The organism is Bradyrhizobium sp. Gha (assembly GCF_900113735.1).
Taxonomy (GTDB): Bacteria; Pseudomonadota; Alphaproteobacteria; order Rhizobiales; family Xanthobacteraceae; genus Bradyrhizobium.
On the sequence record NZ_FOQM01000017.1, the window covers coordinates 100,050 to 124,723 of the forward strand.

The following is a 24,674-nucleotide window of genomic DNA, read 5'->3' on the forward strand; positions in this document are numbered from 1 at the left end:
GGCCAATGCCGCAGGGCGGGAAGAGTACGCAACGCAACAAAGTAAGCATTTTCAAAGGGGGCACGCTACCGTTTTGTGCGGCACGGTTAATCGCACAGCAAAAACGTGCTTGCGAAATGGCCAAGAACGCTATTTTGAATGCGCTGCGGGATGAATTCGGCGACCTTCCGATTGACATGCCGCAATGACGTTAACAGGATGCCATCCGAGACTGGCGAGCCGTTTCCCAGCCCCGTCTGCCCCCTTTGAACCCCAGGAGATGCCCATGTCAGACGATGTCGTCATCGTCAGCGCCGCCCGCACCCCGGTCGGAAGCTTCAACGGAGCCTTCGCGACCCTTCCCGCCCACGATCTTGGTGCGATCGCCATCAAGGCCGCGCTGGAGCGCGGCGGCATTGAGCCCGGCCGGGTCTCCGAGGTCATCATGGGCCAGATCCTGACTGCTGCTCAGGGTCAGAACCCGGCCCGCCAGGCCTCGATCGGCGCCGGCATTCCGGTGGAAAGCCCGGCCTGGGGCGTGAACCAGCTTTGCGGCTCTGGCCTGCGCACGGTCGCGCTTGGCTATCAGGCGCTGCTCAACGGCGATTCCGAGATCGTGGTTGCCGGCGGCCAGGAATCCATGAGCATGGCCCCGCACGCCCAGTATCTTCGCGGCGGCGTCAAGATGGGCGCGGTCGAGTTCGTCGACACCATGATCAAGGACGGCCTGTGGGATGCCTTCAATGGCTACCATATGGGCAACACCGCCGAGAACGTCGCACGGCAGTGGCAGATCACGCGTGCCCAGCAGGATGAGTTCGCGGTCGCCTCGCAGCAGAAGGCTGAAGCTGCGCAGAAGGCCGGCAAGTTCAACGACGAGATCGTCCCCGTCACGATCAAGGGCCGCAAGGGCGATACCGTCGTCAGCGCCGACGAATATCCGCGTCATGGCGCCACGCTCGATGCGATGGCGAAGCTCCGTCCGGCTTTCGAGAAGGACGGCACCGTCACCGCAGGCTCGGCCTCCGGCATCAATGACGGCGCTGCCGCCGTGGTGCTGATGACCGCGAAGCAGGCCGCCAAGGAAGGCAAGAAGCCGCTCGCGCGTATCGTGTCGTGGGCGCAGGCCGGCGTCGATCCGAAGATCATGGGCTCGGGCCCGATCCCGGCCTCGCGCGCGGCGCTGAAGAAGGCCGGCTGGAACGTCGGCGATCTCGACCTGATCGAGGCCAACGAGGCCTTCGCGGCGCAGGCTTGTGCCGTCAACAAGGATCTCGGCTGGGATACGTCGAAGGTCAACGTCAATGGCGGGGCGATCGCGATCGGCCATCCGGTCGGCGCGTCCGGCGCGCGCGTGCTGGTGACGCTGCTGCACGAAATGCAGAAGCGCGATTCGAAGAAGGGCCTCGCCACGCTGTGCATCGGCGGCGGCATGGGTATCGCGATGTGTCTGGCGCGCGACTGAAGCTGACGTCTGACTGATGAACCAGCGCGTGCGCTGCACACCGCCACTGAGTGCGTTGCACGCGACCAAAAAAGCAGCGGTTGCAAATCAAATATTCTTCGCAACCGCGCAAGCTTCGACTAAATACAAACGCCCGGCTCAACGCCGGGCGTTTTGTTCTTGATGTCCGTCAAACCAACCGCATAATCCGTATCTAAAAAGCATCACTCAGAAACGTCCGCAGAGTCCAAGGGAAGGAATACGATATGGCACGAGTTGCATTGGTCACGGGTGGTACGCGCGGCATCGGAGCTGCGATCAGCAAGGCGCTGAAGGCGGCCGGCTACAAGGTCGCGGCGAGCTATGCCGGCAATGATGCGGCGGCGGAGAAGTTCAAGGCCGAGACCGGCATCTCCGTCTACAAGTGGGACGTCAGCAATTTCGATGCCTGTGCCGAAGGCGTGAAGAAGGTCGAGGCCGAGCTCGGCCCCGTCGACATCCTCGTCAACAATGCCGGCATCACCCGCGACACCGCCTTCCACAAGATGACGCTCGAACAGTGGAACGCCGTGATCAACACCAATCTCGGCTCGCTGTTCAACATGACGCGACAGGTGATCGAGGGCATGCGCGCCCGCAAGTTCGGCCGCGTCATCTCGATCTCGTCGATCAACGGCCAGAAGGGGCAGTTCGGCCAGGTCAATTATTCCGCGGCGAAGGCCGGCGACATCGGCTTCACCAAGGCGCTGGCGCTCGAGAACGCCAAGGGCGGCATCACCGTCAACGTGATCGCGCCGGGTTACATCAACACCGAGATGGTGCAGGCAGTGCCGAAGGACGTTCTGGAAAAGAACGTGATCCCGCAGATCCCGGTCAACCGGCTCGGCGAGCCGGAAGAGATTGCGCGCGCGGTCGTGTTCCTGGCAGCCGAGGAAGCCGGCTTTATCACCGGCTCGACCCTGACCATCAACGGTGGTCAGTACCACGCCTGATCGGCCGCCAAGCAGGTAGCGTCAGGCGCGACAAGACGATAATGAAGGCGCAATGCCCGGCCCCGTGCCGGGCATAAGCGTCCTCAGAGCCTCTCATCCATGAATCCGCGCAGTGCAACCCTGGTCGGACTGACCGCGATCCTGATGTGGTCGCTGCTGTCGGTGATGACGGTGGCCACCGGCAAGATCCCGGCGTTTCAGCTCGCTGCGATGACCTTTGCGATCGGCGGTCTCGTCGGTCTGCTGACCTGGATCGGCCGCGGCGACGCGGCGAAGAGCCTGCGTCAGCCTCTGGTCGTATGGGTGGTCGGCGTCGGTGGTTTGTTCGGCTATCACGCGCTGTATTTCCTCGCGCTGCGATTCGCGCCGCCGGCCGAAGCCGGCCTCCTGAATTACATGTGGCCGCTGCTGATCGTGCTGTTCTCGTCCTTTCTGCCGGGCGAGCGGCTGGCGGTGCATCACATCATCGGCGCCGTGCTCGGCCTCGTCGGTACCGTGCTGCTGTTTGCCGGTAGCACCACGGGCTTCGCGCCGGGCCAGATGCCGGGACTGATTGCCGCGCTCATCGCGGCCTTCGTCTGGGCCGCCTATTCGGTGCTGTCACGGCGATTGAAGGCGGTGCCGACCGATGCGGTCGCGGGCTTCTGCCTCGCCACGTCAGTGCTGGCCGCGTTGATGCACGGCCTGCTGGAAACAACGGTGTGGCCTGAGACCACCTTGCAGTGGCTCTCGGTCGTCGCGCTTGGCATCGGTCCCGTCGGGGCGGCCTTCTACGCCTGGGACATCGGCATGAAGCGCGGCGACATTCGCGTGCTTGGCGCCGCTTCTTATGCGACGCCGCTATTGTCGACCGGGTTCCTGATCGCTGCCGGCTTTGCAAAGGCCAGCGCCAACATCGCCATCGCCGCGATCCTGATCGCCGGCGGCGGCCTGATCGCGGCGAAGGACATGGTGCTGCGGAAGCGTTGAGGCGCGATCAGAGCGCCGGCTGCCAGCCCGGCGGCCGATACGTCGCTTCCGGAATCCGCCCGAGCTCGGAGCGCTGCAAGCGTTGCGACGTCAGGCCATAGAACTCCTGGAAGCTCATGATCAGCGGCCGCCATCGGTCTGGATCGATGCGATTCGGCACGCCATCCATCATGATATGGGGATGCGCGTGCACGCGGGTGACGCGGACCTCGATCGCGGTGAGATTGCCGCCCCAGGCCGCATCGTCCTGCGCCATCTCATGCACATAAGCGACCTTGGCTTCGATCTGCACCGGGCACTCGGCCACACGCGGCGCGCTGACCGTTTCGCTTGCCAACGCCGTCAGACCGCTGAGTTCGAACTTGTCCTTCTCGTGCCGATAGCCGCGATAGAGTTTTCCTGGCGGCACGGGATCCGAGCCCGTGGTGCGAGCAAGGCGGTCGACGGCGCCGACAAGATGGGCCGAGGGCAGATTGAGCACGCATTCGCCGCTGCGAATCATGTTCTCGGTGGTCTTCGAGTTGCGCGCGAGCCCAAGCATGCAGCGCCAGCCGACCCACCATGCCGAGGACATCGGTGCGAGATTGTGAGTGCCGTCGTCGTTGGTCGATCCGATCAGGACGACCGGCGTTCCAAAATATAAAATGGCCGGGTCGATCTGGACGGCGGCGGGACCGTGTGTTCCGTGCATCGTACGCTCCTGTTGACTGGAAGCGCAGTCCTAGTGGGGGAAGTTAATCGAACCCACCCGATTCCGGATAGCAGAGCGTTTTCGGTGGATACCGGTTCGCGTGAAGAAAACGCGTCAAAACAAGAATCTCTACGGTTGCCAACCCTTGGGCGCGAGTTCGAATTTTGCAAACTCGAAGGCGGGTGCCACGGTGCAGCCGACCAGCGTCCACTCGCCTGACGTCTCCGCCATCTGCCACGCGTCTGCCGGCACGATCGCCTGTGGCCGTTCGCCGCTCACAAGGTCCGTGCCGAGCCGCACCTCGTGCTGGGAGCAGCCCTCGTGGGCGATACGGAGCATCAAGGGGCTGCCGGCGTAGAAGTGCCAGGTCTCGACCGCATCGATGCGATGCCAGTGCGAGCGCTCGTTGCGCGCGAGCAGGTAATAGATCGAGGTCGACCGCGACCGGCCGTTGGCGTCGGTGGTCTGGTCGCGAAAGGTTTCGCGGTAATGCCCGCCCTCGGGATGCGGGCGGAGTTCGAGGCGCGCGATGATCTCGGCTGCGGTCGGCATCGATCCCCGTCAGGGCTTGTTCTTGAGGACTTGGTCTTCAGTACTTGTTTTTGCGCTCGCGCAATTCGCCGAACACCGCGGCGGCCTCTGCACCCTTCATGTGTAGCCTGGCTGCGATCGAGGGTTCATCCGCACGCAGGAACACGTTTGCTCGCTTCTCTTCACCAAGCACTGAGGGGATGGTCGGCTTGTTGTCCGCCCGCAGCTTCGCGACCTCCGCCGCGCGCGCCTGGAGCGCCGCATTGTCGGGATCGACGGTAAGCGCGAACTTGACGTTGGACGCCGTGTATTCGTGGCCGCAATAGAGCTTGAAATCGTCGGGCAGGGCTCGCAGTTTCAACAGCGAGTCCCACATCATCGGATAGGTACCCTCGAACACGCGGCCGCAGCCGATCGAGAACAACGTGTCGGCGGCGAACAGCGTCTTCTCAGTGTCGAATACGTAGGAGATGTGATCGAGCGTATGGCCGGGGGTCTCGAGCACGCGCCCCAGCAGCGTACCGACCTTGACCACATCGCCATTGGCGACGCGCAAATCGACGTCAGCGATTTTGGCCGACTTGTCGTGCGGCGCGACGACGCGGCAATTGTATTTCTGCTTGAGTTCGGCGACCCCGCCGACATGATCGCCATGGTGATGGGTGATCAGGATGTCGGTGAGCTGCCAACCCTCGCGCTCCAGCGCCTGGATGATGGGACCGGCTTCCGGCGCATCGATCGATGCGGTGGCCCTGGTTTCCACATCGTGGATCAGGTAACCGAAATTGTCGTTTAAACAGCTGAAAGTACGAATTTCGGCGGCCATGACATCTCCATCGCGCTCAGCCCCGCCAGACAAATATGGCGTTAACGTTGCGCAGGCAATGCAATATTCCGCGCACAGCCGCCACCTTGTGCATGTTACATTGCCGCCATGAGCATCGATGTCGTCGACCTCCGCGAGTTCTATTCCCGTCGCCTGGGGATTGTGGCGCGGCAAATGATCAATCGCGGCATAAGAGAGCGCTGGCCGAATGCCGCGGGTCAGCGCGTGCTCGGCATCGGCTACCCCACGCCCTATCTCGGGCTGTTCCGCGAGGACGCCGAGCGCTGCATCGCCTTCATGCCGGCGGCCCAGGGCGTGCTGAAATGGCCGACCGGGAGACCGGCGCTCGCCACACTGGTCGACGAGTTCTCGCTGCCACTTCCCGAAGCCGCGGTGGACCGCATCCTGCTGGTCCATGCGCTCGAAATGTCGGACGATCCGGCCGCGCTGCTGCGTGAGGTCTGGCGGGTGCTGTCGCCGTCCGGCCGCGTCATTGCCGTGATCCCGAACCGGCGCGGGGTCTGGACTCGCAGCGACAACACGCCTTTCGGCCACGGCCGTCCCTATTCACGCTCGCAGATCACGGATCTGCTGCGTCAGACCTGGTTCACGCCGACCGCCTGGGGCGAGGCGTTGTTCATGCCGCCTTATGCGGGCCGCTGGGTCCTGAAATCGGCGCAGATGTGGGAGCGCGCCGGCGCGGCGCTGTCATTGCCTTTTGCCGGTGTCCATATCGTCGAAGCGACCAAGCAGGTCTATCGTGCGATCCCCGCCAAGCGCGAACGGGCGCGGCTGATTCCCTCGTTGAAGCCGGTGCTGGTGCCGTCCTCGACGGTGACCCGGACCTAGCTTCCCCTCTCGGTGCTCGGCAGAGGCGAACTGTGCCTGTCGCTGCCGTCGATTCCGCCAATTTGAAGCTTCAAAAACAAATCGTCCCGGCGAGGCCGGGACGATTGAAGTCCATGACAATCAGTACCTTTGCTGCGCCTTACTCGCCGGGGGCGAGGTCGTCGCTGGTCGCGGCCGGAGCCGCCTCGCGCTCGGGGCGCGGGCCATTATGGGGCCGGCGACGGCGCCGCGGATAGCGCTCGCCACCGCCGGGATTGCCACCCTCAAAGCCGCCCGGAGCCGGATTCGTCTGGGGCTGCGCACCGGTGATGAAGGACGGCAGGCGATCGACGTTGCCGGCATCGGCAACGACGGGCTGCGGCTGGTTCTGCGGTTGCGGCTGCTGATGATATTGCGGTTGCGGACGATGGTCGCGTTCGCGGTGCTCGCGCGGCTGCTGCTGATCGCGCTGATAGGGCTGCTGGTTATCGCGCTGCTGGTAGTCGCGCTGATGATCGCGCTGGCCGTCGCGGTCACGCATGAAGGGCTGCTGTTGCGGCGGCTGTGGAACGAAGCCCGGCTCCTGGCCGAAATTCGAGAAATTCTCGCCGTCGTCCTCGCCATCGTCGCCGCTGCTGGTGCTGATCGGCTCGTCGCCGCGGGGCTGCTGATTCTGGCGGAACTGTTCCTGGGCCGCTGCGATCAACCGAAAATAGTGCTCGGCGTGCTGATAGTAGTTTTCGGCGGCAACCGGGTCACCCGAGGAGCGCGCGTCACGCGCAAGCTGAAGATATTTTTCGGCGATGTGCGAGGCGGTACCGCGGATCTTGATGTCGGGTCCGTTCGATTCATAGACCCGGGTCATCGGGTTCTGGCCGCGCCGGTTATTGTTGTTGTTATTGTTGTTGTTGCGGTTGCGCATCCGCTGCTTGTTCTGACCGTTTCTCATGTCCTGCCTTTAATTCCAGCCCTAAAGGTTGCACGCATTACCGATTGCAGAGAGTGACGCGATGACAGCGGTTCACATCTCTCACGCGCACCGCGCGCAAGAGCGAATTACACCCTGCCGATGTTCGTCGACCGTCGCGTTCAACAAAGACGCGTTCCCCACCCGCCAGCATTCATTGCCAGCGAACCCACTCATATCACCTGCCGAAACAAGCCCAGCTTTGTTGCGTAAGTCTTCAAGCGCAATATCAGGCTTTCGTTCACTTTGCGGTCGGTAAGCAGCGCAGCTTGACTAGCTATCGCGCTCAACAGGACCTGCGGCTTGGAACCTTTAATCAGTAAAGCTCTCGCCCGAGAGCCCGGCTTTCCTCCGTAGGTCTACGGGGCCGGTACCGATGTGTTGACCGGAACGTAGTCGTTCCCACGGGATATTCCAAGAGGTTTTTAGCGCCCAATCCGGCTTTTATGGGGGCATTTTTCGGGCCGAGACGGCCCTGGGAATGCCCGCCAGGTCCGATCTGGGCGGCCTGTCGATCGATAACGCGGCGGCGGCCATCAAGGTTTCAATATCTCCGACCTGGCCTCGGCCGACCTCGACGATCAGGGCGCCGCCGGGCACGAGCCGTTCGGCGGCCTGCGGGATCAGGGCGCGATAGGCGTCATAGCCATCATTCCCGCCGTCGAGCGCCAGATGCGGATCGTGCTTGCGCACCTCGATGCTCAGCTTCGGAATTTCCCCCGCCGGAATGTAGGGCGGATTCGACACGATCAGGTCGAACGGGCCACCAAGCGCCGACGCATAGGAGCAGGCGACGAAGGCGGCGCGATCGGCCAGGCCGAGGGCATCCGCGTTGCCTCTGGCGGTGTCGAGGGCGCTGAGGCTGAGATCGGTGCCGACGCCAAATGCGTCCGGGATCTCGTGCAGCAGTGCGAGCAGAATGGCGCCGGATCCGGTGCCGATGTCGGCGATGCGCGGGCGCCGTCCCGAGATCGTGCGTTCGCGAAATATCTCGAGCGCCAGCTCGACCACGGTCTCGGTATCCGGCCGCGGTACCAGCGTCGCCTCGGACAGCCGGAATGGCAGCCCCCAGAATTCCCTGACGCCGAGAATGCGGGCGACCGGTTCATGCGCGAGCCTTCGCTGCGCGTATCCTTCGAGCCGCGTAGCCTCCTCCGGCGTGAGGTATCGCGCTGCCTGCGTGATCAGGCCGGTCAGATCCAGCCCCAGCACGGCGCCGACAAGCAGGCGCGCATCGAGAGACGGCTCCTCGATGCCGGCCGCCTGCAGCCGCGCCGTGAGCGCGCGCCGCGCGCTCTCGATGCTGTGTCCGGACTCGAAGCCTGTCGCCAATGGAACCATCCTGCCTGGCATCGTGGATAGATCGGCGACCTTGCTTGCGTCAACGGAAAGGAGCGCGTTTGATTACCGCGCAGCGAAGGGAGGACATCCATGACGGCCTATGACGATCAGAATGTCTTCGCAAAGATCCTGCGCGGCGAGATCCCCTGCTTCGAGGTGTTCAGGGACGAGCGCAGCTTCGCATTCCTCGACATCATGCCGCGCTCGCCCGGCCATACGCTGGTCATTCCGAGGGCGCCGGCGCGTGGCATCCTCGACATCGCCGACGATGATCTCGCCGCAGTCGCGCGGACCGCGAAGCGGATCGCGGTCGCGGCCATGAAGGCGTTCGAGGCGGAGGGCATCATCCTGCAGCAGTTCAGCGAGCCGGCGAGTGGGCAGGTGGTGCTTCACCTCCACATGCACGTCATGCCGGTCAGGGCCGGCGTCGAGCTGCTGCCGGCGCAGACGCGCAAGGAGGACATGGCCGTCCTTGCCGATCATGCCAAGCGGATGATCGCGGCGCTGCGCGGCTGATCAAACGCCGAGATAGCGCTGTAGCAGCTCCGGCTGAGCCTTGAGCTCGTTCGCAGGGCCTTCGTGCACGATGTGGCCATTGTTGATGATGTAGATCCGGCTCGCCAGCGCCAGCGTCGCAGCCAGATTCTGCTCGACCAGCACGATGGTCTGCCCGGCAGCCGCGAGCTCGCGGCAGGCCTTGACGAGGTCGTGGACGATGACCGGCGCGAGCCCCTCGAACGGCTCGTCCAGCAGCACGATCTTGGGATCGCGCACCAGCGCCCGCGCGATCGCCAGCATCTGCTGCTCGCCGCCGGAGAGCTCGGTCCCGCGGTTGTTGCGCCGCTCCTTCAGCCGCGGAAACATCTCGTAGATGCGTCCGAGCGGCCAGCGTTTCGGCGCGGTGATCCCGGCGAGGAGGATGTTCTCCTCCACCGAGAGGCTGCCGAAGATGCGGCGCTCCTCGTGGACGAGCTGCATGCCCGCTTGCGCGATCTTGTGGCTCCTGCGTCCGGCGATGTCGATACCCTCGAACTTCACGCTGCCGCTGCGCGGCGTCACCACGCCCATCAGGCTCTTCAGCGTCGTGCTCTTGCCGGCGCCGTTGCGGCCGAGCAGTGCCACCACCTCGTGCTGCTCGACGCGCATGGCGACGTCGAACAGGATGTGGGAGTCCCCGTAATAGCTGTTCAGGCCGTTCACCTCGATCAGGCTCATGCGGCGATCTCTCCGTGCACGCCGCCGAGATAGGCTTCCTGCACCGCGGCGTTGGTCTTGATTTCCTCAGGGCTCCCGGAGACCAGCACGCGGCCTTCCTGCAGCACCGTCACGCGTTCGACCAGCTCGAACAGCGAATCCATGTCGTGGTCGATGATGATCATGGTGCGGCCGCGCGCGATCGATTTGAGCAGCTTGACCGTTTCGACACGCTCGCGCGGGCTCATGCCGGCGAGCGGCTCGTCGAGCAGCAACAGGCGGGGCGAGGTGGCGAGCGCAAGCCCGATCTCCAGCCTGCGCTTCTCGCCATAGGCGAGCTCGGCGACCTGCGTGTCGGCACGGCGCGTCAGGTTGACCAGCGCCAGCGTGTGCTCCACCTGTTCCGTCAGGCCCTTGACGCCCGAGAGCGAGCGGAACAGGTCGAGCCGGAACTTTCCGCGTAGCTCGGCGAGTGCTGCGATCGTCAGGTTCTGCCGCACCGTGAGGCCGGTGAAGAGCTGATTGACCTGGTAGCTCTTGGTCAGTCCGAGCTGGCAGACGTCAGTGACCTTCAATCCCGTGATGTCGCGCCCCTCGAACACGATCCGGCCGGAGGTCGGCGGGATCTCGCAGGTCAGCATCTTGAAGAAGGTCGATTTGCCGGCGCCGTTGGGCCCGATGATGCCGCGCAGCTCGCCTTGATCGACGCTGAAATCGATGTCGCTGTTGGCGACGAGGCCGCCATAGCGCTTGGTGAGACCGGTGGCTTTCAGGATCGGCCCGGAATAGGCGGGGTGCTGGACCTCCTTGGCCTGCATCGGCGCGGGCGGCGCCTCCAATGCAAACCCGGCTTCCGCCTCCCTCTCCTCCCTCTCCGCGACCTTCCGACGCCTGCCGGAGAAGAGGCCGTAGAGATCGACGAGGCCGCCGACGATGCCGCCGCGCAGGAAGCAGACCAGCAGCACGAACACGACGCCGAGCACGAGCTTCCAGGCCGCGCCCAAGCCCAGCGCGGACTGCAGGAAATCCTGCAGGAAGAGCCAGACGGTTGCGCCAACCAGCGGCCCGAACAGCGTGCCGCGGCCGCCAATGGCCGTCTGCATCACGAGCTGGCCTGATGTGTCGAAGGTGAAGGCGTCGGGCGGCATGAAGGCCTGAAGCACGCCGAGCAGGCCACCGGCGAAGCCGGCGTAAGCGGCGGCGATCACGAAGGCGGTCAGCTTGTAGCCGTGGATGTTGTGACCCACGGCCGTGGCGCGCAGCGGGTTGTCCCTGATGGCGCTGAAGATCGCCCCGACCGGCGATCGCACGATCCTGAGCGCGATGATGACGCCGATGAAATAGCACAGCGCGATGAACTGATAGAGCGACCAGCCATCGGTGAAGTGGAGGGTCGTGAAGCCGAGATTGAAGCTCGGCGTCGGCACGCCCGGCAGGCCGTTCTCTCCGCCGGTGAAATCGGAGAGCGGATTGAACTCGACGAAGAAGAACACCTCCGCGATCGCCACCGTGATCATGGCGAAGTAGATGCCGGTACGTCGCAGCGCGATCAGTCCGATCAGGTAGCCGGTCGCTGCCGCCGCGATCATGCCGATGACCAGCGCGCCGAGCACGTTGCTGAAGCCGGCGCGGGTCAGGAGGTAGGCCGCGACGAAGCCGCCGGTGCCGTAGAAGGCGGATTGGCCGAACGACAACAGGCCGGTGAAGCCGAACAGGATGTCGAAGCCGAGGCCGAACAGGCCCCAGACCAGGATCCGGTTCACGGTGTTCGGCGCGAAGCCGAGATGGGGCAGCACGAAGGGAGCCAGGATCAGGCCGATGGCCGTCAGCGTCTCGATCAGGAACGGGCGTTGCTTGAGCATCAGCGGATCACTTACTCGCGGCCCTGGACGCCGAGCAAGCCATGCGGTCGCACCACGAGCACGATCGTCATCGCCGCAAACAGCATCACATAGGCATAGCCGGGGTTGAACATGGAGGTGACGCTGATGATCTCCCCGGCGATCAGGCCGCCGAGAATCGCGCCGGGGAACGAGCCGACGCCGCCGATCACCACCACCACGAAGGTCTGGACCAGGATGTCGTCGCCGATACCGGGTGTCAGCGAAACCACCGGCGCGTTGACGATGCCGGCGAAGCCCGCGGCCATTGCGCCGATGCCGAATACGATCATGAAGACGCGGTAGACGTTGATGCCGAGCGAATCGACCATCACCGAATCCTCGATGCCGGCGCGCACGATCATGCCGAGCCGGGTCCGGTAGAGGATGATGAACAGCGCGCCAAGCGCGATCGCGACGATGCCGACGACCGCGAGGCGGTAGGTCGGATAGAACATGAAGCCGAGATTGGTGATGCCCTGGAACAGTGCCGGCGGCGGCACGATCTGCGACTGGCTGGAGAAGATCAGCCGGATGATCTCGACGAAGCAGATGCCGAGCCCGAAGGTGACGAGCAACTGGTCCTCGTGGGGCCGATGATAGAAATGCCGAATGATGGTTCTTTCCATCACCACGCCGAGCAGCATCACGAACAGCGAGCCCGCGATCACGGCGAGGATGAACGAACCCGTGTACTGGTAGGTGACGAAGCCGGCATAGCCGCCGATCATGAACATCGCGCCATGCGCGAGGTTGAGCACGCCGAGCGTGCCGTAGATGATGGTCAGGCCGGAGCTGATCAGCGCAAGCAGGGCGCCGAGCGCGAGCCCGTTGAAAAGCTGCGAAACGAGATTGGGCCAACTTATCATGCGGCGACCGCTGTTGTGACGCGCGAAGAGCTTGCGTCAAAAAGGCGACGCCGCAGGTCCAGAGTCGAGGCCTGCGGCGTCACAGGGGGTTAGCGCGGGCTCAGGTGTAGTCGCCGAGATGGCAGCCGAAGGCGTCGGGCTTCTGCATCAGGCTCTCACCCGGGACGATCTCGACGACGTCGTACCAGTCTTCCTTGTTCTTCATGTCCTTCTGCTGCTTGCCCTTGACGATGATGACGGGGCGGACGCACTGGTGATCCTCGGGGCGGTAGTGCACGTCGCCGACGAGCGAGGGGATGGTCTCGCCCTTCTCATAGGCCTTGATCACGTCGGGCGGATTGAAGCTGCCGGCCTCCTCGCACATGCGGGCCCAATGGGCGAAGCTGACATAGGCGTTCTCGGCGCCCCATTCCGGCTTGTAGCCGTATTTCTTCTCGAAGGCCTCGTTGAACATCTTGGCCAGCGGGAACTTGTCCTCGATCGTCCACCAATAATCGGTCGCGGCATAGACGCCCTGCATCAGGCCGCCGGTTTCGCGCGCGATGAAGGGCACCTGGTAGGGCACGACCAGCTTCATCTTGTCGAGCACGCCGAACTGCTTCGCTTGCTGGGTCGACAGCACCGCATCGTGGCCCCAATTGACGTTGATGAGCACGTCGGCGCCGGAATTGGCGACGTTGAGCAGATATGAGGAATAGTCGGGCGCACCGAGCGGGGCGACCTGGTTGGTCGCGGTGGTCCAGCCGGCAGTGGCGAGGAAGTCCTGCATCGACTTGGTGACGGTATGGCCGTAGGTGTAGTCAGGCGTCAGATAGGCGGCCTTCTTGCCCTTGCCGAACTCCCGCACCATCACCGGCCCGATCGCCGCAGCCGCAGTCTGGCCGAAGAAATTCTGGCGGAAGCCGTAACGCACGCAATCCTTGCCGGTGGTGTCGTTCGAGCCGGAAATGCCGCACACGAAGATCACATGCTCGCGCTGGGCGAGCTTGTTGAGCGCGACCGCGACGGCGCTCGAGGTGCCGCCGGTGATCATGATCGCCTTGTTCTCGCTGATGAAGCGCTGCTGCGCCTGCACCGCCTCATTGGGCTTGGCCGCGGAGTCGGCAACGCCGAACTTCAGCTCCTTGCCGAGCACGCCCTTGCTGGTCTTGGGCGAGATCTTCTTGATCAACTCGTGGCCTTCGTTGATGTGCTCGATCGCGAGCTGATAGCCCTTGAGCTCGTCCTCGCCCTGCACGGCGTAGGTTCCCGTGCGCGGCACGGAGATGCCGATGAAGGCGGTGGAACCCGATACGCCCGCGGGATAGGTGCCAATCGCCGGCTTGTCGTCGGCAAATGCCGGCATCGCCGGCAGCATCGAGCCGCCGATCAGGCCCGCGGTGGTCTGGAGCAGGCCACGGCGCGAGAGACCGCGGCGGATGAGATCGTCAGTCATGGTGGTTCCTCCGAACATCGTTCTTGTTTGCAGGCAAACACGACTTATCCGGCGGCGGCCGGCCCCATGGGCCTGCCCGCGCCGGGCACGTCACATCCGCGTGTAGCTCTTGGACATAAGCATTGCTTGTGAAGGCCGTCTGTCAATTTCGCCTTTGGTCGAACGACGAAAATTATGTCGTGAAAACATATCGGAGAGCGATATATATTAGTCTTTGTGAGTATGAAGCTGGCGGGTTCGGCGAGAGAAATGGCGCGGCAGACGACAGTGGCAGGTGCCGAAAAGCGACGATCCTGGCCGCAAGAGGCGGAGCGGCAGGCCGCCGCGCGGCCTTCCGGCGAGGGCATCGACCAGCGCGTCCCGGCTCAATCCGGCGATGCCTCCAGATCGTCCGAGCCACGCAATCGGCCAACCGGCGAGCGCGGACCGGCCGTCGGATCGGTTCAGGCGAAGCGCGCGCCGGTGCCGATGAAGCGACTGAGCGTGCGGGCCCAGAATGTGCTGAAGGAGCTCGCAGTCGAGCTCACCGGCGAGCAGCCGCCGAAAGGGAACTGGTCGCCCTCGCGCGATCTGCTGCGCGCGCTGACCGCCGAGCGCCTTGCGACCGCGCGCAATTGCGGTCCGCACACCATGCGGGAGATCGTCGATTGGGCGCAGGGATCCGGCGTCACCATCAAGCCGGTGCTTCCAGCGGGCGGCTCGCTGTCGCAGATGTGGGCAGAGCTGATCAACAATGCGTCGGCCGGCAGCCTGAGCGGGGCCGAGATCGTCGGCGCACTTCAGCGTTCGATCCGGCGAAAGAGCGTCCGCATCCCGATCGCGTTTCAGGTCATCCTGGTGAAAATCCTGCTGTCCAGCTTCGAATGAGGCACCTGGGATAGCTGTGCATCGACGAATCCGGCCGGTTGGTCCGGCGGCGGTCGCTTGCTACTTTGGGCTAAGTCTCCCCGTCGCGGCGGGTGGCATGGTCGAGGTGGGCATGGTTCAGGCGAAGAAGGCGCAGCGGTCCAGTGTGGTGACCTCAACCGGGCGCGCCGGCAGCGCGATGCGTGCTTCCGATTACGCAGCGCTGGCTCAGTTCCGCTACCAGATCCGAAGCTTTCTGGCATTCAGCGAGGCGGCGGCCGCCGAGCAGGGATTGACCCCGACGCAGCACCAGGCGCTCCTCGGCATCAAGGGTTTTGTCCGTCCCGGTCCCGCAACTGTCGGGGATGTCGCGAAGTTTCTGCTGATCCGGCATCACTCCGCTGTCGAGCTGATCAATCGGATCGAAAAACTGGGCTTGGTGAGTCGCGTTGCTGATCGCGAAGATGCCAGGCGCGTCCATCTCAAGCTGACGAAGAAAGGCGAGCAGAAGCTCCAGGCGCTCTCGCGGAAGAACCTCGAAGAACTTCGCCGTGCCGCCAGTCCGGCTCTGAGCCGCCTTTTGAAGTCGTTCGGCGAGTCCAGCGGGGTGTGAGCGACGAGCTGCCGGTCAAGCCCCGGCTCCTTGCGCGGCGAGCTGTGCCGCCTGATGCTCGGTGGTCAGCGCATCGGTCAATTCGCCGAGCGCTTCGCCCGCGATCACCTGCGGCAGCTTGTAGAGCGTCAGGTTGATGCGGTGGTCGGTGACGCGCCCTTGCGGAAAATTATAGGTGCGGATGCGCTCGCTGCGATCGCCGGAGCCGACCTTCTCCTTGCGCTCGGCCGAGCGCGCGGCATCGACGCGTTGCCGTTCGGCGTCGTAGATGCGCGAGCGCAGGATGTTCATGGCGGAGGCGCGGTTCTTATGCTGCGAGCGGCTGTCTTGCATCATCACCACGATGCCGGTCGGGATATGGGTGATGCGAATCGCCGATTCGGTCTTGTTGACGTGCTGGCCGCCGGCGCCTTGCGCGCGCATGGTCTCGATCCGCAAATCGTCGTTCTTGATCTCGACGTCGACGTCCTCGACCTCGGGCAGCACCGCGACCGTTGCAGCGGATGTATGGATGCGCCCCTGTGTCTCGGTGTCGGGCACGCGTTGCACCCGATGCACGCCGGACTCGAACTTCAGCTTGGAGAACGCACCGCGGCCCTGTACCTCCGCGATGATTTCCTTGAAGCCGCCGACGGTGCCTTCGCTCGCCGAGATCACTTCGACCTTCCAGCCCTGCAAGCTCGCAAAGCGCTCGTACATCCGGAACAGATCCCCGGCGAACAGCGACGCCTCGTCGCCGCCGGTGCCGGCGCGGATTTCCAGCACCACGTTGCGGTCGTCCATCGCATCCTTGGGCAGCAGTGCGACGCGGATCTTCTGGACGAGGTCCTCGATCTTCGAATTGAGCTCGTCGCGCTCGGCTTCCGCCATGCTGCGCATCTCGGAATCGGTGGCGGGATCTGATATCAGCGCCTCGGTGTCGGCGAGCTCCTTCACCGCGGAACGATAGGTCTTCACCGCCTCGATCAGCGGATTGATCTCGGCGAGCTCGCGCGTGACCTGCACATAGCGCTCGGAGGAGAGCTGCCCCAGCGATTCGGCCTCGAGCGAGGCGTGGTGCGCGAGCAGGACATCCAGTTTGGCTTCGGGGAGTGACGACATCGGTTTGCTCTCAAAAGGCGGAGGGAAGTGAGGCGGCGAAGAACGAGCGGCAGGTCCGCTACAACGCCAAGCCTTCGGCCTCGGCAAATTCCGTCAGCTTCTGCCGGATCGAGACGCTTCCCGTCGGCGCATCCAGCAGCGGGCCGAGCATCGCTTCGGCCTTCCTGGCGTCGAGGTCGATCACCATCGCCTTCACCGGGCCGAGCGCGGTGGCCGACAGCGACAGCGAGCGGTAGCCCATCGCGATCAGCGCCAGCGCGCCGATCGGCTTCGAGGCCATCTCACCGCAGAGCGACAGTGATTTCTTCGCAGCCTGCGATTTTTGCGCGATGTCGCGCAGCGCACGCAGGATCGGCGTCGACATGGTGTCGAAGCGCTCGGAGACCTTGGGATTGCCGCGATCGACCGCGAACAGGAACTGGAACAGATCGTTGGAACCCACCGAGATGAAGTCGACCTTCTTCAGGAGTTCGTCCATCTGATAGAGCAGCGCCGGCACCTCGACCATGGTGCCGATGTCGATGCGCTCCGGCAGCGTATGGCCGTGCTGGCGCAGATAGGTCAGCTCGCGCTCGACCAGCGCCTTCGCCGAATCGAACTCGGCGACCTCCGAGATCATCGGGAACATGATCCGCAGCGCACGGCCGCCGCCGGCGCGCAACAGCGCGCGGATCTGGCCGCGCAACAGGCCGGGACGGTCGAGCCCGAGCCGGATCGCGCGCCAGCCGAGCGCGGGATTCTCCTCGATCACCGTCTCCATATAGGGCAGCGCCTTGTCGCCCCCGATGTCGAGGGTGCGGAAGGTGACGGGCTTGCTGCCCGCGGCATCCAGCACGGCGCGATACAGCGCGAGCTGGTCGCTGGTGCGCGGCAGGCTCTGGCCGACCATGAATTGCAGCTCGGTGCGGAACAGGCCGATGCCGGCGCTGCCGGTGTCCTCGATATGCGGCAGGTCGATCGCAAGCCCCGCATTGATCAGCAGCTCGACCTTCTGGCCGTCCTTGGTGACGCAAGGGCGGTCACGCAGGGCCAGATATTGCGCCTGACGGCGGGCGCGGAAGCGCACGCGTTCGGCATAGGCGGCCTCGACTTCCTGCGAAGGCCGCACATAGATCGCGCCCGACGTGCCGTCGACGATGATGGCGTCGCCGGGGTCGGCAATGCCGGGTGCGTTCGGCACCTCGCCGACGGCGGGAATGCCGAGCGCGCGCGCCACGATCGAGACGTGCGAGTTGGCGGTGCCTTCCTCCAGCACGATGCCGCGCAGGCGCTTGCGGTCGTAGTCGAGCAGCGCGGCCGGCCCCATCGCGCGCGCGATCACGATGGCGTTGTCGGGCATCTGCTCGCGCGAGGGCGCATGGTCCTGGCCGACCAGCTGCCGCATCAGGCGGTACCCGAGATCCTCGAGATCGTGCAGCCGGTCACGCAAGTAGGGATCGGTGACGCGCAGCATGCGGGCGCGGGTGTCGGACTGGACGCGCTCGACTGCGGCCTCCGCCGTGAGGCCGGTGGCCACCGCCTCGTGCAGCTTGTGCGACCAGCCCTGGTCGTTGGCGAACATGCGATAGGCTTCGAGCACGTCGCGATGCTCGCCGCCTTCGGCGACGTCGCCGCGCTCCAGCATGCGGTCGAGATCCGAGCGCAGCTTGGCGAGCGCGGTGTCGAGCCGCTTGATTTCCTTCGGCAGGTCCTCGGCGATGTAGTCCTTGATGACGACGCGCGGCTCGTGCAGCACGACATGGCCGAGCGCGATGCCTTCCGAGAGGATGGCGCCGGCCTTCTGCGTCGAATGGCGTGCCGCCGGCTCCATGCCGGGTTGGGCCAGTGCGGACAATTCGCCTGATGCGATCAGCTCCGCCAGAACCATGGCGGTGGTCTGCAGCGCCTCGAGCTCTTCCTCGACATAGGTGCGCTTGGCGCGGTTCTGCACCACCAGCACGCCGAGCGTGTTGCCGGCACGCAGGATCGGCACGCCGAGGAAGGAGTGGTAGATTTCTTCGCCGGTCTCCGGGCGGAACGAGAAGGCCGGGTGGCTCTGGGCGTCGTTCAAATTGAGCGGCGTCGCCTCGCTGGCAACGAGGCCGACCAGACCCTCATGGGCGCTGAGCACGGTATGGTGCACGGCCTCGCGGTTGAGGCCTTCGGTGGCGTAGAGCTCGAGGGTGTTGTCGATGCGCAGCACATAAACCGAGCACACCTCGGCCACCATGTTGGCGGCGATCAGCACCACGATCTTGTCCAGCCGCTCCTGGGCCGAGACTTGCTCCGCCATGGTTTCGCGGAGCCGTCTCAACAAGACGCGGGGACCTCCCGACGCGCTCCGCATGAACCGTCAATCTCCTCCGTCTGCCGGGCCCGGCGATATTGGCCGGCGGCTGGCCTAAAACTCCAGAAAAACAATCAAATTGTTTGTCCGGCGCAGGCGCAAACCACAGCTTGCGCCGAATCAGCGGCCTGAACTGGGACACAGTCTGCGGCAGCCCACCCTGTTCGCCGTATAGCGAATTGAGGCTTGTTTTGCCAAGCAAAACGCCTGCCAAACGCGAAGGTGTGTACACACCAGCGTTTGCTGCGACCGCTAAGAGAAAATTCGTCCACGCATGGTCCGGAAAACTGCGAGGCGGTTTTCCGGAAAGACCATGCTTAAGCAAGAACCTGAAGCGCGACTTACGGTCGCGCTTCAGGCCCGATCGAGGCCGTAGAGCGTGTGCAGCGTGCGCACTGCGAGCTCGGTATAGGCGGTGTCGATCAAAACCGAGAATTTGATCTCGGAGGTTGTAATGGCCCGGATGTTGATATTCCGCCTGGCGAGCGCCGAAAACGCCTGGGCGGCGACGCCGGCGTGGCTGCGCATGCCGCTGCCGATCACCGAGATCTTGGCGACGTCAGTCGCGGTATCCAGCCGTGCATACCCGATCGTGCCCTTGGCGGCGGTAATCGTGTCCTTGGCCCTGGCGTAGTCGGCGGCCGGCACCGTGAAGGTGAGGTCGGTGGTCTTGCCGTCCTCGGACACGTTCTGGACGATCATGTCGACGTTGATATTGGCGTCCGCCAGCGGGCCGAAGATCGATGCCGCGACGCCAGGCTTGTCCTCGACCTGACGGACCGAGATCTGGGCCTCGTCCTTCGAAAAGGCGATGCCGGTGACGACGTGATTTTCCATGATCTCCTCCTCGCCGCAGATCAGCGTGCCGGGCGGCTGGTTGGCATGCGGGTCGATATCCTCGGGCTTGTCGAAGCTGGAGCGGACGAAGATCGGCATGTTGTGGACCATGCCGAGTTCCACCGAACGAACCTGGAGCACCTTGGCGCCTTGGGAAGCCAGTTCCAGCATGTCTTCGAACGCGATCTTGTCGAGCCTCTTGGCCTTCGGCACGATTCGCGGGTCGGTGGTGTAGACGCCGTCGACGTCGGTATAGATGTCGCAGCGGTCCGCCTTCACCGCCGCGGCGACGGCCACGGCCGAGGTATCGGAACCGCCACGGCCGAGCGTGGTGATGCGATTTGTCCTGGGATCGATGCCCTGGAAGCCGGCGATGACGGCGACCTCCTTGCGATCCCTAAAACGGGAGATGATCTCGCTGCCGTCGATGTCCTCGATCCGGGCCGAGGCATGGGCGTCGCTGGTCTTGATCGGGATCTGCCAGCCCTGCCAGGAGCGGGCCTGGATACCCATGCCCTGGAGCACAATGGCCAGCAGGCCCGAGGTCACCTGTTCGCCGGAGGCGACGACGGCGTCGTATTCGCGCGCGTCGTGCATCGGCGAGGCCTCGGTGCACCAGGCCACCAGCTCGTTGGTCTTGCCCGACATCGCCGAGACGACCACTGCCACTTCATGGCCGGCGTCCACCTCACGCTTCACATGGCGTGCGACGTTGCGGATACGTTCGATGTTGGCGACGGACGTGCCGCCGAATTTCATCACGAGGCGGCTCATGACGACGCGTGCATTCCCTCTTGAGGATCAGTATGGTGACCCGCGCCGGACGGATGCCCTGGGGGATACCGACCGCGCGTATACAGAGGGGCGGGGCCGGGGGCAAGCGGGTTCCTGCAAGGCCTACTGCGGGCAATGGGTTATCAGAGGTCATGGCGCGCTATATTGACGAAATCCTGCAGCCCGGCGAGCGGGTGCTGTATTCGACCAATGCGCACTGGATCTTCTATTTCCCGGCCATTTTGGCCTGGATCGTGGCCCTTGGTTTCCTGGTCGCCTCGCGTATGACCACCATCGACGGGATCGTCTTGTTGTGTCTGATCGCCGCGGGCGTGGTGGCCCTGGCCGCGCTGTTCTGGACCCTGAAGGGCTGGTTCCATCGCTTCACCACGGAGACCGACGTCACCAATCTCAGGGTTGTGCATAAGACCGGCTTCATCAAGCGCCGCACCTTTGAAATGGCGCTTGATAAGGTCGAGAGTGTCGATGTCGACCAGACGATTCTTGGACGAATTCTCAACTATGGCGACGTGACCATTCGCGGCGTCGGCGAGGGGATCGAGACGATCAAGACCATCGCCTCTCCGCTCGCTTTCCGTAGTTCGATCACCACGCGGTAGGACCGCGCCCAGCCATGAGCATGCAGCAAGATAGTTCCGCGACCGCCACCGCCCAGCCGGGCTCGACCGTCGACGCCGCCGAGATCGTGAAATTTTCAAAGCTCTCGGCCGAGTGGTGGGATCCGAAAGGCAAGATGGCGCCGCTGCACCGGATCAATCCGCTGCGGCTCGGCTACATCCGCGACGCCGCCTGCCGCAAGTTCGAGCGCAATGTGCGCAGCCTCAACTGCCTCGGTGGCCTCCGCGTGCTCGACATCGGCTGCGGCGCCGGCCTGTTGTGCGAACCGCTGTCGCGGCTGGGCGCGCAGGTGATCGGCGTCGATCCCTCGGTGAGCAACATTGCCGCGGCGAAGCTGCATGCCGGCAAGAGCCATCTGTCGATCGACTATCGCTGCACCACGGTGGAAGAGATCGATCCGCGCGAGCGTTTCGACATCGTGCTGGCGATGGAAGTGGTCGAGCACGTCGTCGACGTCGGCGTCTTCCTGAAGCGCTGCGCCGCGATGCTGAAGCCGAACGGGCTGATGGTGGTCTCGACGCTGAACAGGAACTGGAAGAGCTTTGCCCTCGCCATCGTCGGCGCCGAATACGTCCTGCGCTGGCTGCCGCGCGGCACCCACGAGTGGAACAAGTTCGTCACGCCCGACGAACTGGCCAAGCACCTCCTCGACAACCGGCTCGTCATCACCGAGCAGACCGGCGTCGTCTACTCCCCATTCGCCGACAAATGGACGCTCTCGTCGGACATGGATGTGAACTACATGGTGGTGGCGGAAGGGATGGTATGAACGGGCATCAGTGAGATGCGTGCTCTTACTTCCCGGGCGGTGTCGTCCCTGCGAACGCAGGGACCCATAACCCCAGGGAGCAGTTTTGCGAAGGCTGCCGACCCGCGCATCTCACACCGCGTCGCACCGACAGATTCCGCGGTATGGGTCCCTGCGTTCGCAGGGACGACAGCGTACGTGTGGCAGGAGCATCGCTCCTATGACGTCAGTGTGATTGACCTGTTGCCGCGGCGTCGGCACTTTGCATCAACACTCCCGTAGCAGTCCCCCCGCCATGTTCACCGTCACCAGCCTCTGGATTCCGTTCACCATCGTTGCTGCGCTCGGCCAGGTCGCGCGCAATGCGATGCAGCGGTCGCTGACCAAGCCGCTGGGGACGTGGGGTGCGACCAATATCCGCTTCCTGTTCGGCTTCCCGTTCTCGCTCCTTTTCTTGGGGCTGGTGCTCGTCGCAACCGGCGATCGTCTCGGCGTGCCGCCATCGATGTTCTGGCCATGGCTGTTGCTGGGTGCGCTCAGCCAGATCATCGGCACCGGGTTGATGCTGCTCGCGATGAACGACCGCTCTTTCGTGGTGACCACGGCCTATCTGAAGACCGAGGCGATCCAGACCGCGATCTTCGGCTTCGTCTTCCTCGGCGATCACCTGACCTGGCTGAAAGTGCTGGCGATCGTGATTGCCACCGTGGGCGTCGTCATCACCGCGTTGCGCCCCGGCGGCGAGAAGAGCTTTGCGGAGCTGAAGCCGACCATCACCGGCCTCGTCGCCGCGGCGGCGTTCGCGCTCTCTGCGGTCGGGTTTCGCGGCGCGATCATCAACGTTCACGGCGTCACCTTCGTGACCGCGGCCTCGTTCACCCTGGTGCTCGGCCTGTTCGTGCAGACGCTGATCCTGACGGTCTATCTGCTCTGGCGCGCGCCAAAGGTGCTTCAGTCGATCCTGGGGCTGTGGAAGCCGTCGCTGCTCGCCGGCTTCACGGGCGCCTTCGCCTCGCAGTTCTGGTTTCTCGCGTTCGCATTGACGGCCGCGGCCAATGTCCGCACGCTCGCGTTGATCGAGGTGCTGTTCGCGCAGGGCGTGGCGTATTACTCGTTCAAGCAGCCGATCGCGGCGCGCGAGCTTGCAGGCATCGCGCTGATCATTGTCGGCGTGGCGGTGCTGGTGGGGACCTAGTTCCGGTCTTCCGGCAAGGTCGGCAGCGGCGACACCTCGATGCCTTCGTCGATCAGCGACCTTGCCTCGTCGGGCGAGGCCTCGCCGTAGATCGGGCGGTGCTCCTTGTCGCCGTAATGCATCGCACGGGCTTCGTGGGCAAAGCGCTCGCCGACATTGTCGGCATTCTTCACGATGTGATCGCGCAGCTCTTTCAGCTTGGCGCGCAGCTCTTTCTCTTGCGCCATCATCAGCGAGGCCGGTCCTGCTGCTGCAATATCGGGCGGCGCGGCGGTCGGCTCCGGCGTTGCGCGGCCGCGGCCCTTCTTGCCGACGATGCGCGGCGCCATGATCGCCTTTTCGATCTTGTCCGAGCCGCAGACCGGGCAGGTCACGAGCTTGCGCTTCACCTGCGAATCGTAAGCCGACGAACTCTGGAACCAGCTCTCGAAAGCGTGGTCGCGGTCGCAATGGAGCGCGTAGCGGATCATGCCGATCCCCGCACGAGGTGTAGATGATCCGGCCCGGCCTTGGGGTCGGCGACACCGAAGCGGCGGCCATGCTGGAGCGAGGGGATCGCGCGGCGCGCCGTCTCGACCCTGGCCGGATCGATCCGGGCCATGATGATGCCGGGCTCGACATCGCCCTCGGCGAGGATCTCGCCCCAGGGATCGATGATCAGCGAATGGCCATAGGTCTCGCGCTTGTTCTCGTGGGTGCCGGCCTGCGCGGCTGCGAAGATGAAGCAGCCGGTCTCGATCGCGCGCGCGCGCAACAGGATGTGCCAGTGCGCCTCGCCGGTCTTGCGGGTGAAGGCGGACGGCACCGTGATGAAAGAAGCTCCGCTTTCGGCCAGCGCGCGGTAGAGCGCGGGGAAGCGGACGTCGTAGCAGATCGTCAGGCCGACGCGGCCCCAGGGCAGGTCGGAGATCACCGCGGTCTCGCCCGGCTGGTAGTTGGCTGATTCGCGATAGCTCTCGCCGTCCGGCAGGACGATGTCGAACATGTGGATCTTGTCGTAGCTTGCGAGAAGCTGGCCCTCGGGTCCGATCAGGAAGGAGCGGTTCACCGCTTTTTCTTCCGAGAAGCGCAGCGCCAGCGAGCCGACATGGATGTGGATCTTCAGCTCCGCCGCGAGTGCCCGATAGGCCTTCAGCGAAGTGTCGTCTTCTTCGCTCTGGAGATGCTCGAACAGCGCCGTGCGGTTCAGCTGCATCATGTTGCTGACCTCGGGGGTCTGCACGTAGTCCGCGCCATTGGCCGCAGCCTGCCGGATCAGCCTGGTGGCCTGCGCGAGGCTCGGCTCGGGCAGCAACCCGGTGCGCATCTGCACCATGGCGGCGGTGAAGGTCCTGTCTTGGCCGTGATGGCTCATGAGACCGCCTTGACGCTTTCGAGCAGGCCGTCGAGCTTGCCTTCGCGATCGAGCGCGTAGAGCTCGTCACAGCCGCCGACATGGGTGCCGCCGATCCAGATCTGCGGGAAGGTCGAGCCCTCGCCGGCGCGGTCGTACATCTCATCGCGCCAGGACGGGTTCTTGGCGACGTCGAATTCCGTGAAGGTCGCCTTCTTGCGGGTCAGAAGCGACCTGGCGGCGGAACAATAGCCGCATCCCGGCCTGGTATAGATCTCGACAGCAGCGGTCATGGTTTCAAGCGCTCTCATGTCAT

At 64.3% G+C, this 24,674-nt stretch carries 25 protein-coding genes; 10 read left to right on the forward strand and 15 right to left on the reverse strand.

Annotation, left to right across the window (positions count from 1 at the left end; all coding sequences use genetic code 11):
• Window positions 1-265 precede the first annotated feature (265 nt).
• The 3 genes from BM222_RS20940 (at window position 266) to yddG (ending at window position 3,384) form a co-directional block, all read left to right on the forward strand.
• A complete protein-coding gene (locus tag BM222_RS20940) occupies window positions 266-1,444 on the forward strand; it encodes an acetyl-CoA C-acetyltransferase (protein WP_092231435.1) in 1,179 nt (392 codons plus the stop codon).
• A gap of 245 nt (window positions 1,445-1,689) precedes the next feature.
• Window positions 1,690-2,415 (forward strand): acetoacetyl-CoA reductase, encoded by a 726-nt coding sequence (gene phbB, locus BM222_RS20945; protein WP_092231271.1) that lies wholly within the window; start codon window positions 1,690-1,692, stop codon window positions 2,413-2,415.
• Between the two features lie 99 nt (window positions 2,416-2,514).
• Entirely contained in the window at window positions 2,515-3,384 is an 870-nt protein-coding gene (gene yddG / locus BM222_RS20950; protein WP_092231275.1) for an aromatic amino acid exporter YddG, read from the forward strand.
• Between the two features lie 7 nt (window positions 3,385-3,391).
• On the opposite strand, the gene BM222_RS20955 is transcribed toward yddG, so the two are convergent.
• From BM222_RS20955 to gloB, 3 genes are all read right to left on the reverse strand, one after another.
• Window positions 3,392-4,075, reverse strand: coding sequence for a flavin reductase family protein (locus BM222_RS20955; protein ID WP_092231279.1), 684 nt, complete (start codon window positions 4,073-4,075; stop codon window positions 3,392-3,394).
• A gap of 129 nt (window positions 4,076-4,204) precedes the next feature.
• Entirely contained in the window at window positions 4,205-4,627 is a 423-nt protein-coding gene (locus BM222_RS20960) for a cupin domain-containing protein (protein ID WP_092231282.1), read from the reverse strand.
• Between the two features lie 37 nt (window positions 4,628-4,664).
• Complete coding sequence (gloB, locus tag BM222_RS20965) at window positions 4,665-5,432, reverse strand: hydroxyacylglutathione hydrolase (RefSeq protein ID WP_092231285.1); 768 nt, start codon at window positions 5,430-5,432, stop codon at window positions 4,665-4,667.
• 108 nt (window positions 5,433-5,540) lie between these two features.
• Between gloB and BM222_RS20970 the strand changes: the two genes are divergently transcribed.
• Complete coding sequence (locus BM222_RS20970; RefSeq protein ID WP_092231288.1) at window positions 5,541-6,281, forward strand: methyltransferase domain-containing protein; 741 nt, start codon at window positions 5,541-5,543, stop codon at window positions 6,279-6,281.
• A 139-nt stretch (window positions 6,282-6,420) separates the two neighbouring features.
• Here BM222_RS20970 and BM222_RS20975 read toward each other — a convergent pair whose 3' ends face one another.
• Together BM222_RS20975 and prmC are read right to left on the reverse strand one after the other, a co-directional pair.
• Entirely contained in the window at window positions 6,421-7,209 is a 789-nt protein-coding gene (locus BM222_RS20975) for a DUF4167 domain-containing protein (RefSeq protein ID WP_092231291.1), read from the reverse strand.
• Window positions 7,210-7,671: 462 nt separating this feature from the next.
• Window positions 7,672-8,568 carry a peptide chain release factor N(5)-glutamine methyltransferase gene (gene prmC, locus BM222_RS20980; RefSeq protein ID WP_092231294.1) on the reverse strand — a complete coding sequence of 299 codons (897 nt, stop codon included), beginning with the start codon at window positions 8,566-8,568 and terminating at the stop codon, window positions 7,672-7,674.
• Window positions 8,569-8,658: 90 nt separating this feature from the next.
• Between prmC and BM222_RS20985 the strand changes: the two genes are divergently transcribed.
• The gene (locus tag BM222_RS20985) at window positions 8,659-9,084 is read left to right on the forward strand and encodes an HIT family protein (RefSeq protein WP_092231298.1); all 426 of its coding nucleotides are present in this window, start codon (window positions 8,659-8,661) and stop codon (window positions 9,082-9,084) included.
• On the opposite strand, the gene BM222_RS20990 is transcribed toward BM222_RS20985, so the two are convergent.
• The 4 genes from BM222_RS20990 to BM222_RS21005 form a co-directional block, all read right to left on the reverse strand.
• A complete protein-coding gene (locus tag BM222_RS20990) occupies window positions 9,085-9,783 on the reverse strand; it encodes an ABC transporter ATP-binding protein (protein ID WP_092231301.1) in 699 nt (232 codons plus the stop codon).
• Window positions 9,780-11,624 (reverse strand): branched-chain amino acid ABC transporter ATP-binding protein/permease, encoded by a 1,845-nt coding sequence (locus BM222_RS20995; protein WP_092231304.1) that lies wholly within the window; start codon window positions 11,622-11,624, stop codon window positions 9,780-9,782. The genes BM222_RS20990 and BM222_RS20995 overlap by 4 nt, the downstream gene beginning before the upstream one ends.
• A gap of 11 nt (window positions 11,625-11,635) precedes the next feature.
• Window positions 11,636-12,511, reverse strand: a complete 876-nt coding sequence (locus BM222_RS21000) for a branched-chain amino acid ABC transporter permease (RefSeq protein ID WP_092231306.1) — start codon at window positions 12,509-12,511, stop codon at window positions 11,636-11,638.
• A gap of 100 nt (window positions 12,512-12,611) precedes the next feature.
• Complete coding sequence (locus tag BM222_RS21005; protein ID WP_092231438.1) at window positions 12,612-13,946, reverse strand: substrate-binding protein; 1,335 nt, start codon at window positions 13,944-13,946, stop codon at window positions 12,612-12,614.
• A gap of 249 nt (window positions 13,947-14,195) precedes the next feature.
• On the opposite strand from BM222_RS21005, the gene BM222_RS21010 reads away from it, so the two are divergent.
• Window positions 14,196-14,813, forward strand: a complete 618-nt coding sequence (locus BM222_RS21010) for a hypothetical protein (RefSeq protein ID WP_177243346.1) — start codon at window positions 14,196-14,198, stop codon at window positions 14,811-14,813.
• Between the two features lie 112 nt (window positions 14,814-14,925).
• Window positions 14,926-15,405 carry a MarR family winged helix-turn-helix transcriptional regulator gene (locus tag BM222_RS21015; RefSeq protein WP_092231449.1) on the forward strand — a complete coding sequence of 160 codons (480 nt, stop codon included), beginning with the start codon at window positions 14,926-14,928 and terminating at the stop codon, window positions 15,403-15,405.
• Window positions 15,406-15,420: 15 nt separating this feature from the next.
• Here BM222_RS21015 and prfA read toward each other — a convergent pair whose 3' ends face one another.
• The 3 genes from prfA to BM222_RS21030 form a co-directional block, all read right to left on the reverse strand.
• Window positions 15,421-16,506, reverse strand: coding sequence for a peptide chain release factor 1 (prfA, locus tag BM222_RS21020; RefSeq protein ID WP_092231309.1), 1,086 nt, complete (start codon window positions 16,504-16,506; stop codon window positions 15,421-15,423).
• Between the two features lie 58 nt (window positions 16,507-16,564).
• Window positions 16,565-18,832, reverse strand: coding sequence for a phosphoenolpyruvate--protein phosphotransferase (gene ptsP, locus BM222_RS21025; protein ID WP_092231312.1), 2,268 nt, complete (start codon window positions 18,830-18,832; stop codon window positions 16,565-16,567).
• Between the two features lie 354 nt (window positions 18,833-19,186).
• Complete coding sequence (locus tag BM222_RS21030) at window positions 19,187-20,443, reverse strand: aspartate kinase (RefSeq protein ID WP_092231314.1); 1,257 nt, start codon at window positions 20,441-20,443, stop codon at window positions 19,187-19,189.
• Window positions 20,444-20,595: 152 nt separating this feature from the next.
• Between BM222_RS21030 and BM222_RS21035 the strand changes: the two genes are divergently transcribed.
• From BM222_RS21035 to BM222_RS21045, 3 genes are all read left to right on the forward strand, one after another.
• Window positions 20,596-21,063, forward strand: a complete 468-nt coding sequence (locus BM222_RS21035) for a PH domain-containing protein (RefSeq protein ID WP_092231316.1) — start codon at window positions 20,596-20,598, stop codon at window positions 21,061-21,063.
• 14 nt (window positions 21,064-21,077) lie between these two features.
• Window positions 21,078-21,851 (forward strand): bifunctional 2-polyprenyl-6-hydroxyphenol methylase/3-demethylubiquinol 3-O-methyltransferase UbiG, encoded by a 774-nt coding sequence (ubiG, locus tag BM222_RS21040; protein ID WP_177243347.1) that lies wholly within the window; start codon window positions 21,078-21,080, stop codon window positions 21,849-21,851.
• A 274-nt stretch (window positions 21,852-22,125) separates the two neighbouring features.
• On the forward strand, window positions 22,126-23,025 hold the full coding sequence (locus BM222_RS21045) for an EamA family transporter (protein WP_092231319.1): 900 nt from the start codon (window positions 22,126-22,128) through the stop codon (window positions 23,023-23,025).
• Here the strand turns inward: BM222_RS21045 and BM222_RS21050 are convergent.
• Genes BM222_RS21050 through grxC form a run of 3 tightly spaced genes read right to left on the reverse strand, consistent with a single transcriptional unit; the run spans window position 23,022 to window position 24,651 of the window.
• Window positions 23,022-23,495: a DUF1178 family protein gene (locus BM222_RS21050; RefSeq protein ID WP_092231322.1), complete on the reverse strand. Its 474-nt coding sequence runs from the start codon at window positions 23,493-23,495 to the stop codon at window positions 23,022-23,024. The genes BM222_RS21045 and BM222_RS21050 overlap by 4 nt on opposite strands.
• On the reverse strand, window positions 23,492-24,379 hold the full coding sequence (locus BM222_RS21055; RefSeq protein ID WP_092231325.1) for a carbon-nitrogen hydrolase family protein: 888 nt from the start codon (window positions 24,377-24,379) through the stop codon (window positions 23,492-23,494). The genes BM222_RS21050 and BM222_RS21055 overlap by 4 nt, the downstream gene beginning before the upstream one ends.
• Complete coding sequence (gene grxC / locus BM222_RS21060; RefSeq protein ID WP_092231328.1) at window positions 24,376-24,651, reverse strand: glutaredoxin 3; 276 nt, start codon at window positions 24,649-24,651, stop codon at window positions 24,376-24,378. The genes BM222_RS21055 and grxC overlap by 4 nt, the downstream gene beginning before the upstream one ends.
• Window positions 24,652-24,674: the final 23 nt, after the last annotated feature.

Bases quoted from the DNA above. Each gene is read 5' to 3' on its own strand.
- BM222_RS20940 (WP_092231435.1), top strand. From the start codon at position 266: ATGTCAGACGATGTCGTCATCGTCAGCGCCGCCCGCACCCCGGTCGGA.
- phbB (WP_092231271.1), top strand. From the start codon at position 1,690: ATGGCACGAGTTGCATTGGTCACGGGTGGTACGCGCGGCATCGGAGCT.
- yddG (WP_092231275.1), top strand. From the start codon at position 2,515: ATGAATCCGCGCAGTGCAACCCTGGTCGGACTGACCGCGATCCTGATG.
- BM222_RS20955 (WP_092231279.1), bottom strand. From the start codon at position 4,075: ATGCACGGAACACACGGTCCCGCCGCCGTCCAGATCGACCCGGCCATT.
- BM222_RS20960 (WP_092231282.1), bottom strand. From the start codon at position 4,627: ATGCCGACCGCAGCCGAGATCATCGCGCGCCTCGAACTCCGCCCGCAT.
- gloB (WP_092231285.1), bottom strand. From the start codon at position 5,432: ATGGCCGCCGAAATTCGTACTTTCAGCTGTTTAAACGACAATTTCGGT.
- BM222_RS20970 (WP_092231288.1), top strand. From the start codon at position 5,541: ATGAGCATCGATGTCGTCGACCTCCGCGAGTTCTATTCCCGTCGCCTG.
- BM222_RS20975 (WP_092231291.1), bottom strand. From the start codon at position 7,209: ATGAGAAACGGTCAGAACAAGCAGCGGATGCGCAACCGCAACAACAAC.
- prmC (WP_092231294.1), bottom strand. From the start codon at position 8,568: ATGGTTCCATTGGCGACAGGCTTCGAGTCCGGACACAGCATCGAGAGC.
- BM222_RS20985 (WP_092231298.1), top strand. From the start codon at position 8,659: ATGACGGCCTATGACGATCAGAATGTCTTCGCAAAGATCCTGCGCGGC.
- BM222_RS20990 (WP_092231301.1), bottom strand. From the start codon at position 9,783: ATGAGCCTGATCGAGGTGAACGGCCTGAACAGCTATTACGGGGACTCC.
- BM222_RS20995 (WP_092231304.1), bottom strand. From the start codon at position 11,624: ATGCTCAAGCAACGCCCGTTCCTGATCGAGACGCTGACGGCCATCGGC.
- BM222_RS21000 (WP_092231306.1), bottom strand. From the start codon at position 12,511: ATGATAAGTTGGCCCAATCTCGTTTCGCAGCTTTTCAACGGGCTCGCG.
- BM222_RS21005 (WP_092231438.1), bottom strand. From the start codon at position 13,946: ATGACTGACGATCTCATCCGCCGCGGTCTCTCGCGCCGTGGCCTGCTC.
- BM222_RS21010 (WP_177243346.1), top strand. From the start codon at position 14,196: ATGGCGCGGCAGACGACAGTGGCAGGTGCCGAAAAGCGACGATCCTGG.
- BM222_RS21015 (WP_092231449.1), top strand. From the start codon at position 14,926: ATGGTTCAGGCGAAGAAGGCGCAGCGGTCCAGTGTGGTGACCTCAACC.
- prfA (WP_092231309.1), bottom strand. From the start codon at position 16,506: ATGTCGTCACTCCCCGAAGCCAAACTGGATGTCCTGCTCGCGCACCAC.
- ptsP (WP_092231312.1), bottom strand. From the start codon at position 18,832: ATGCGGAGCGCGTCGGGAGGTCCCCGCGTCTTGTTGAGACGGCTCCGC.
- BM222_RS21030 (WP_092231314.1), bottom strand. From the start codon at position 20,443: ATGAGCCGCCTCGTGATGAAATTCGGCGGCACGTCCGTCGCCAACATC.
- BM222_RS21035 (WP_092231316.1), top strand. From the start codon at position 20,596: ATGGCGCGCTATATTGACGAAATCCTGCAGCCCGGCGAGCGGGTGCTG.
- ubiG (WP_177243347.1), top strand. From the start codon at position 21,078: ATGAGCATGCAGCAAGATAGTTCCGCGACCGCCACCGCCCAGCCGGGC.
- BM222_RS21045 (WP_092231319.1), top strand. From the start codon at position 22,126: ATGTTCACCGTCACCAGCCTCTGGATTCCGTTCACCATCGTTGCTGCG.
- BM222_RS21050 (WP_092231322.1), bottom strand. From the start codon at position 23,495: ATGATCCGCTACGCGCTCCATTGCGACCGCGACCACGCTTTCGAGAGC.
- BM222_RS21055 (WP_092231325.1), bottom strand. From the start codon at position 24,379: ATGAGCCATCACGGCCAAGACAGGACCTTCACCGCCGCCATGGTGCAG.
- grxC (WP_092231328.1), bottom strand. From the start codon at position 24,651: ATGACCGCTGCTGTCGAGATCTATACCAGGCCGGGATGCGGCTATTGT.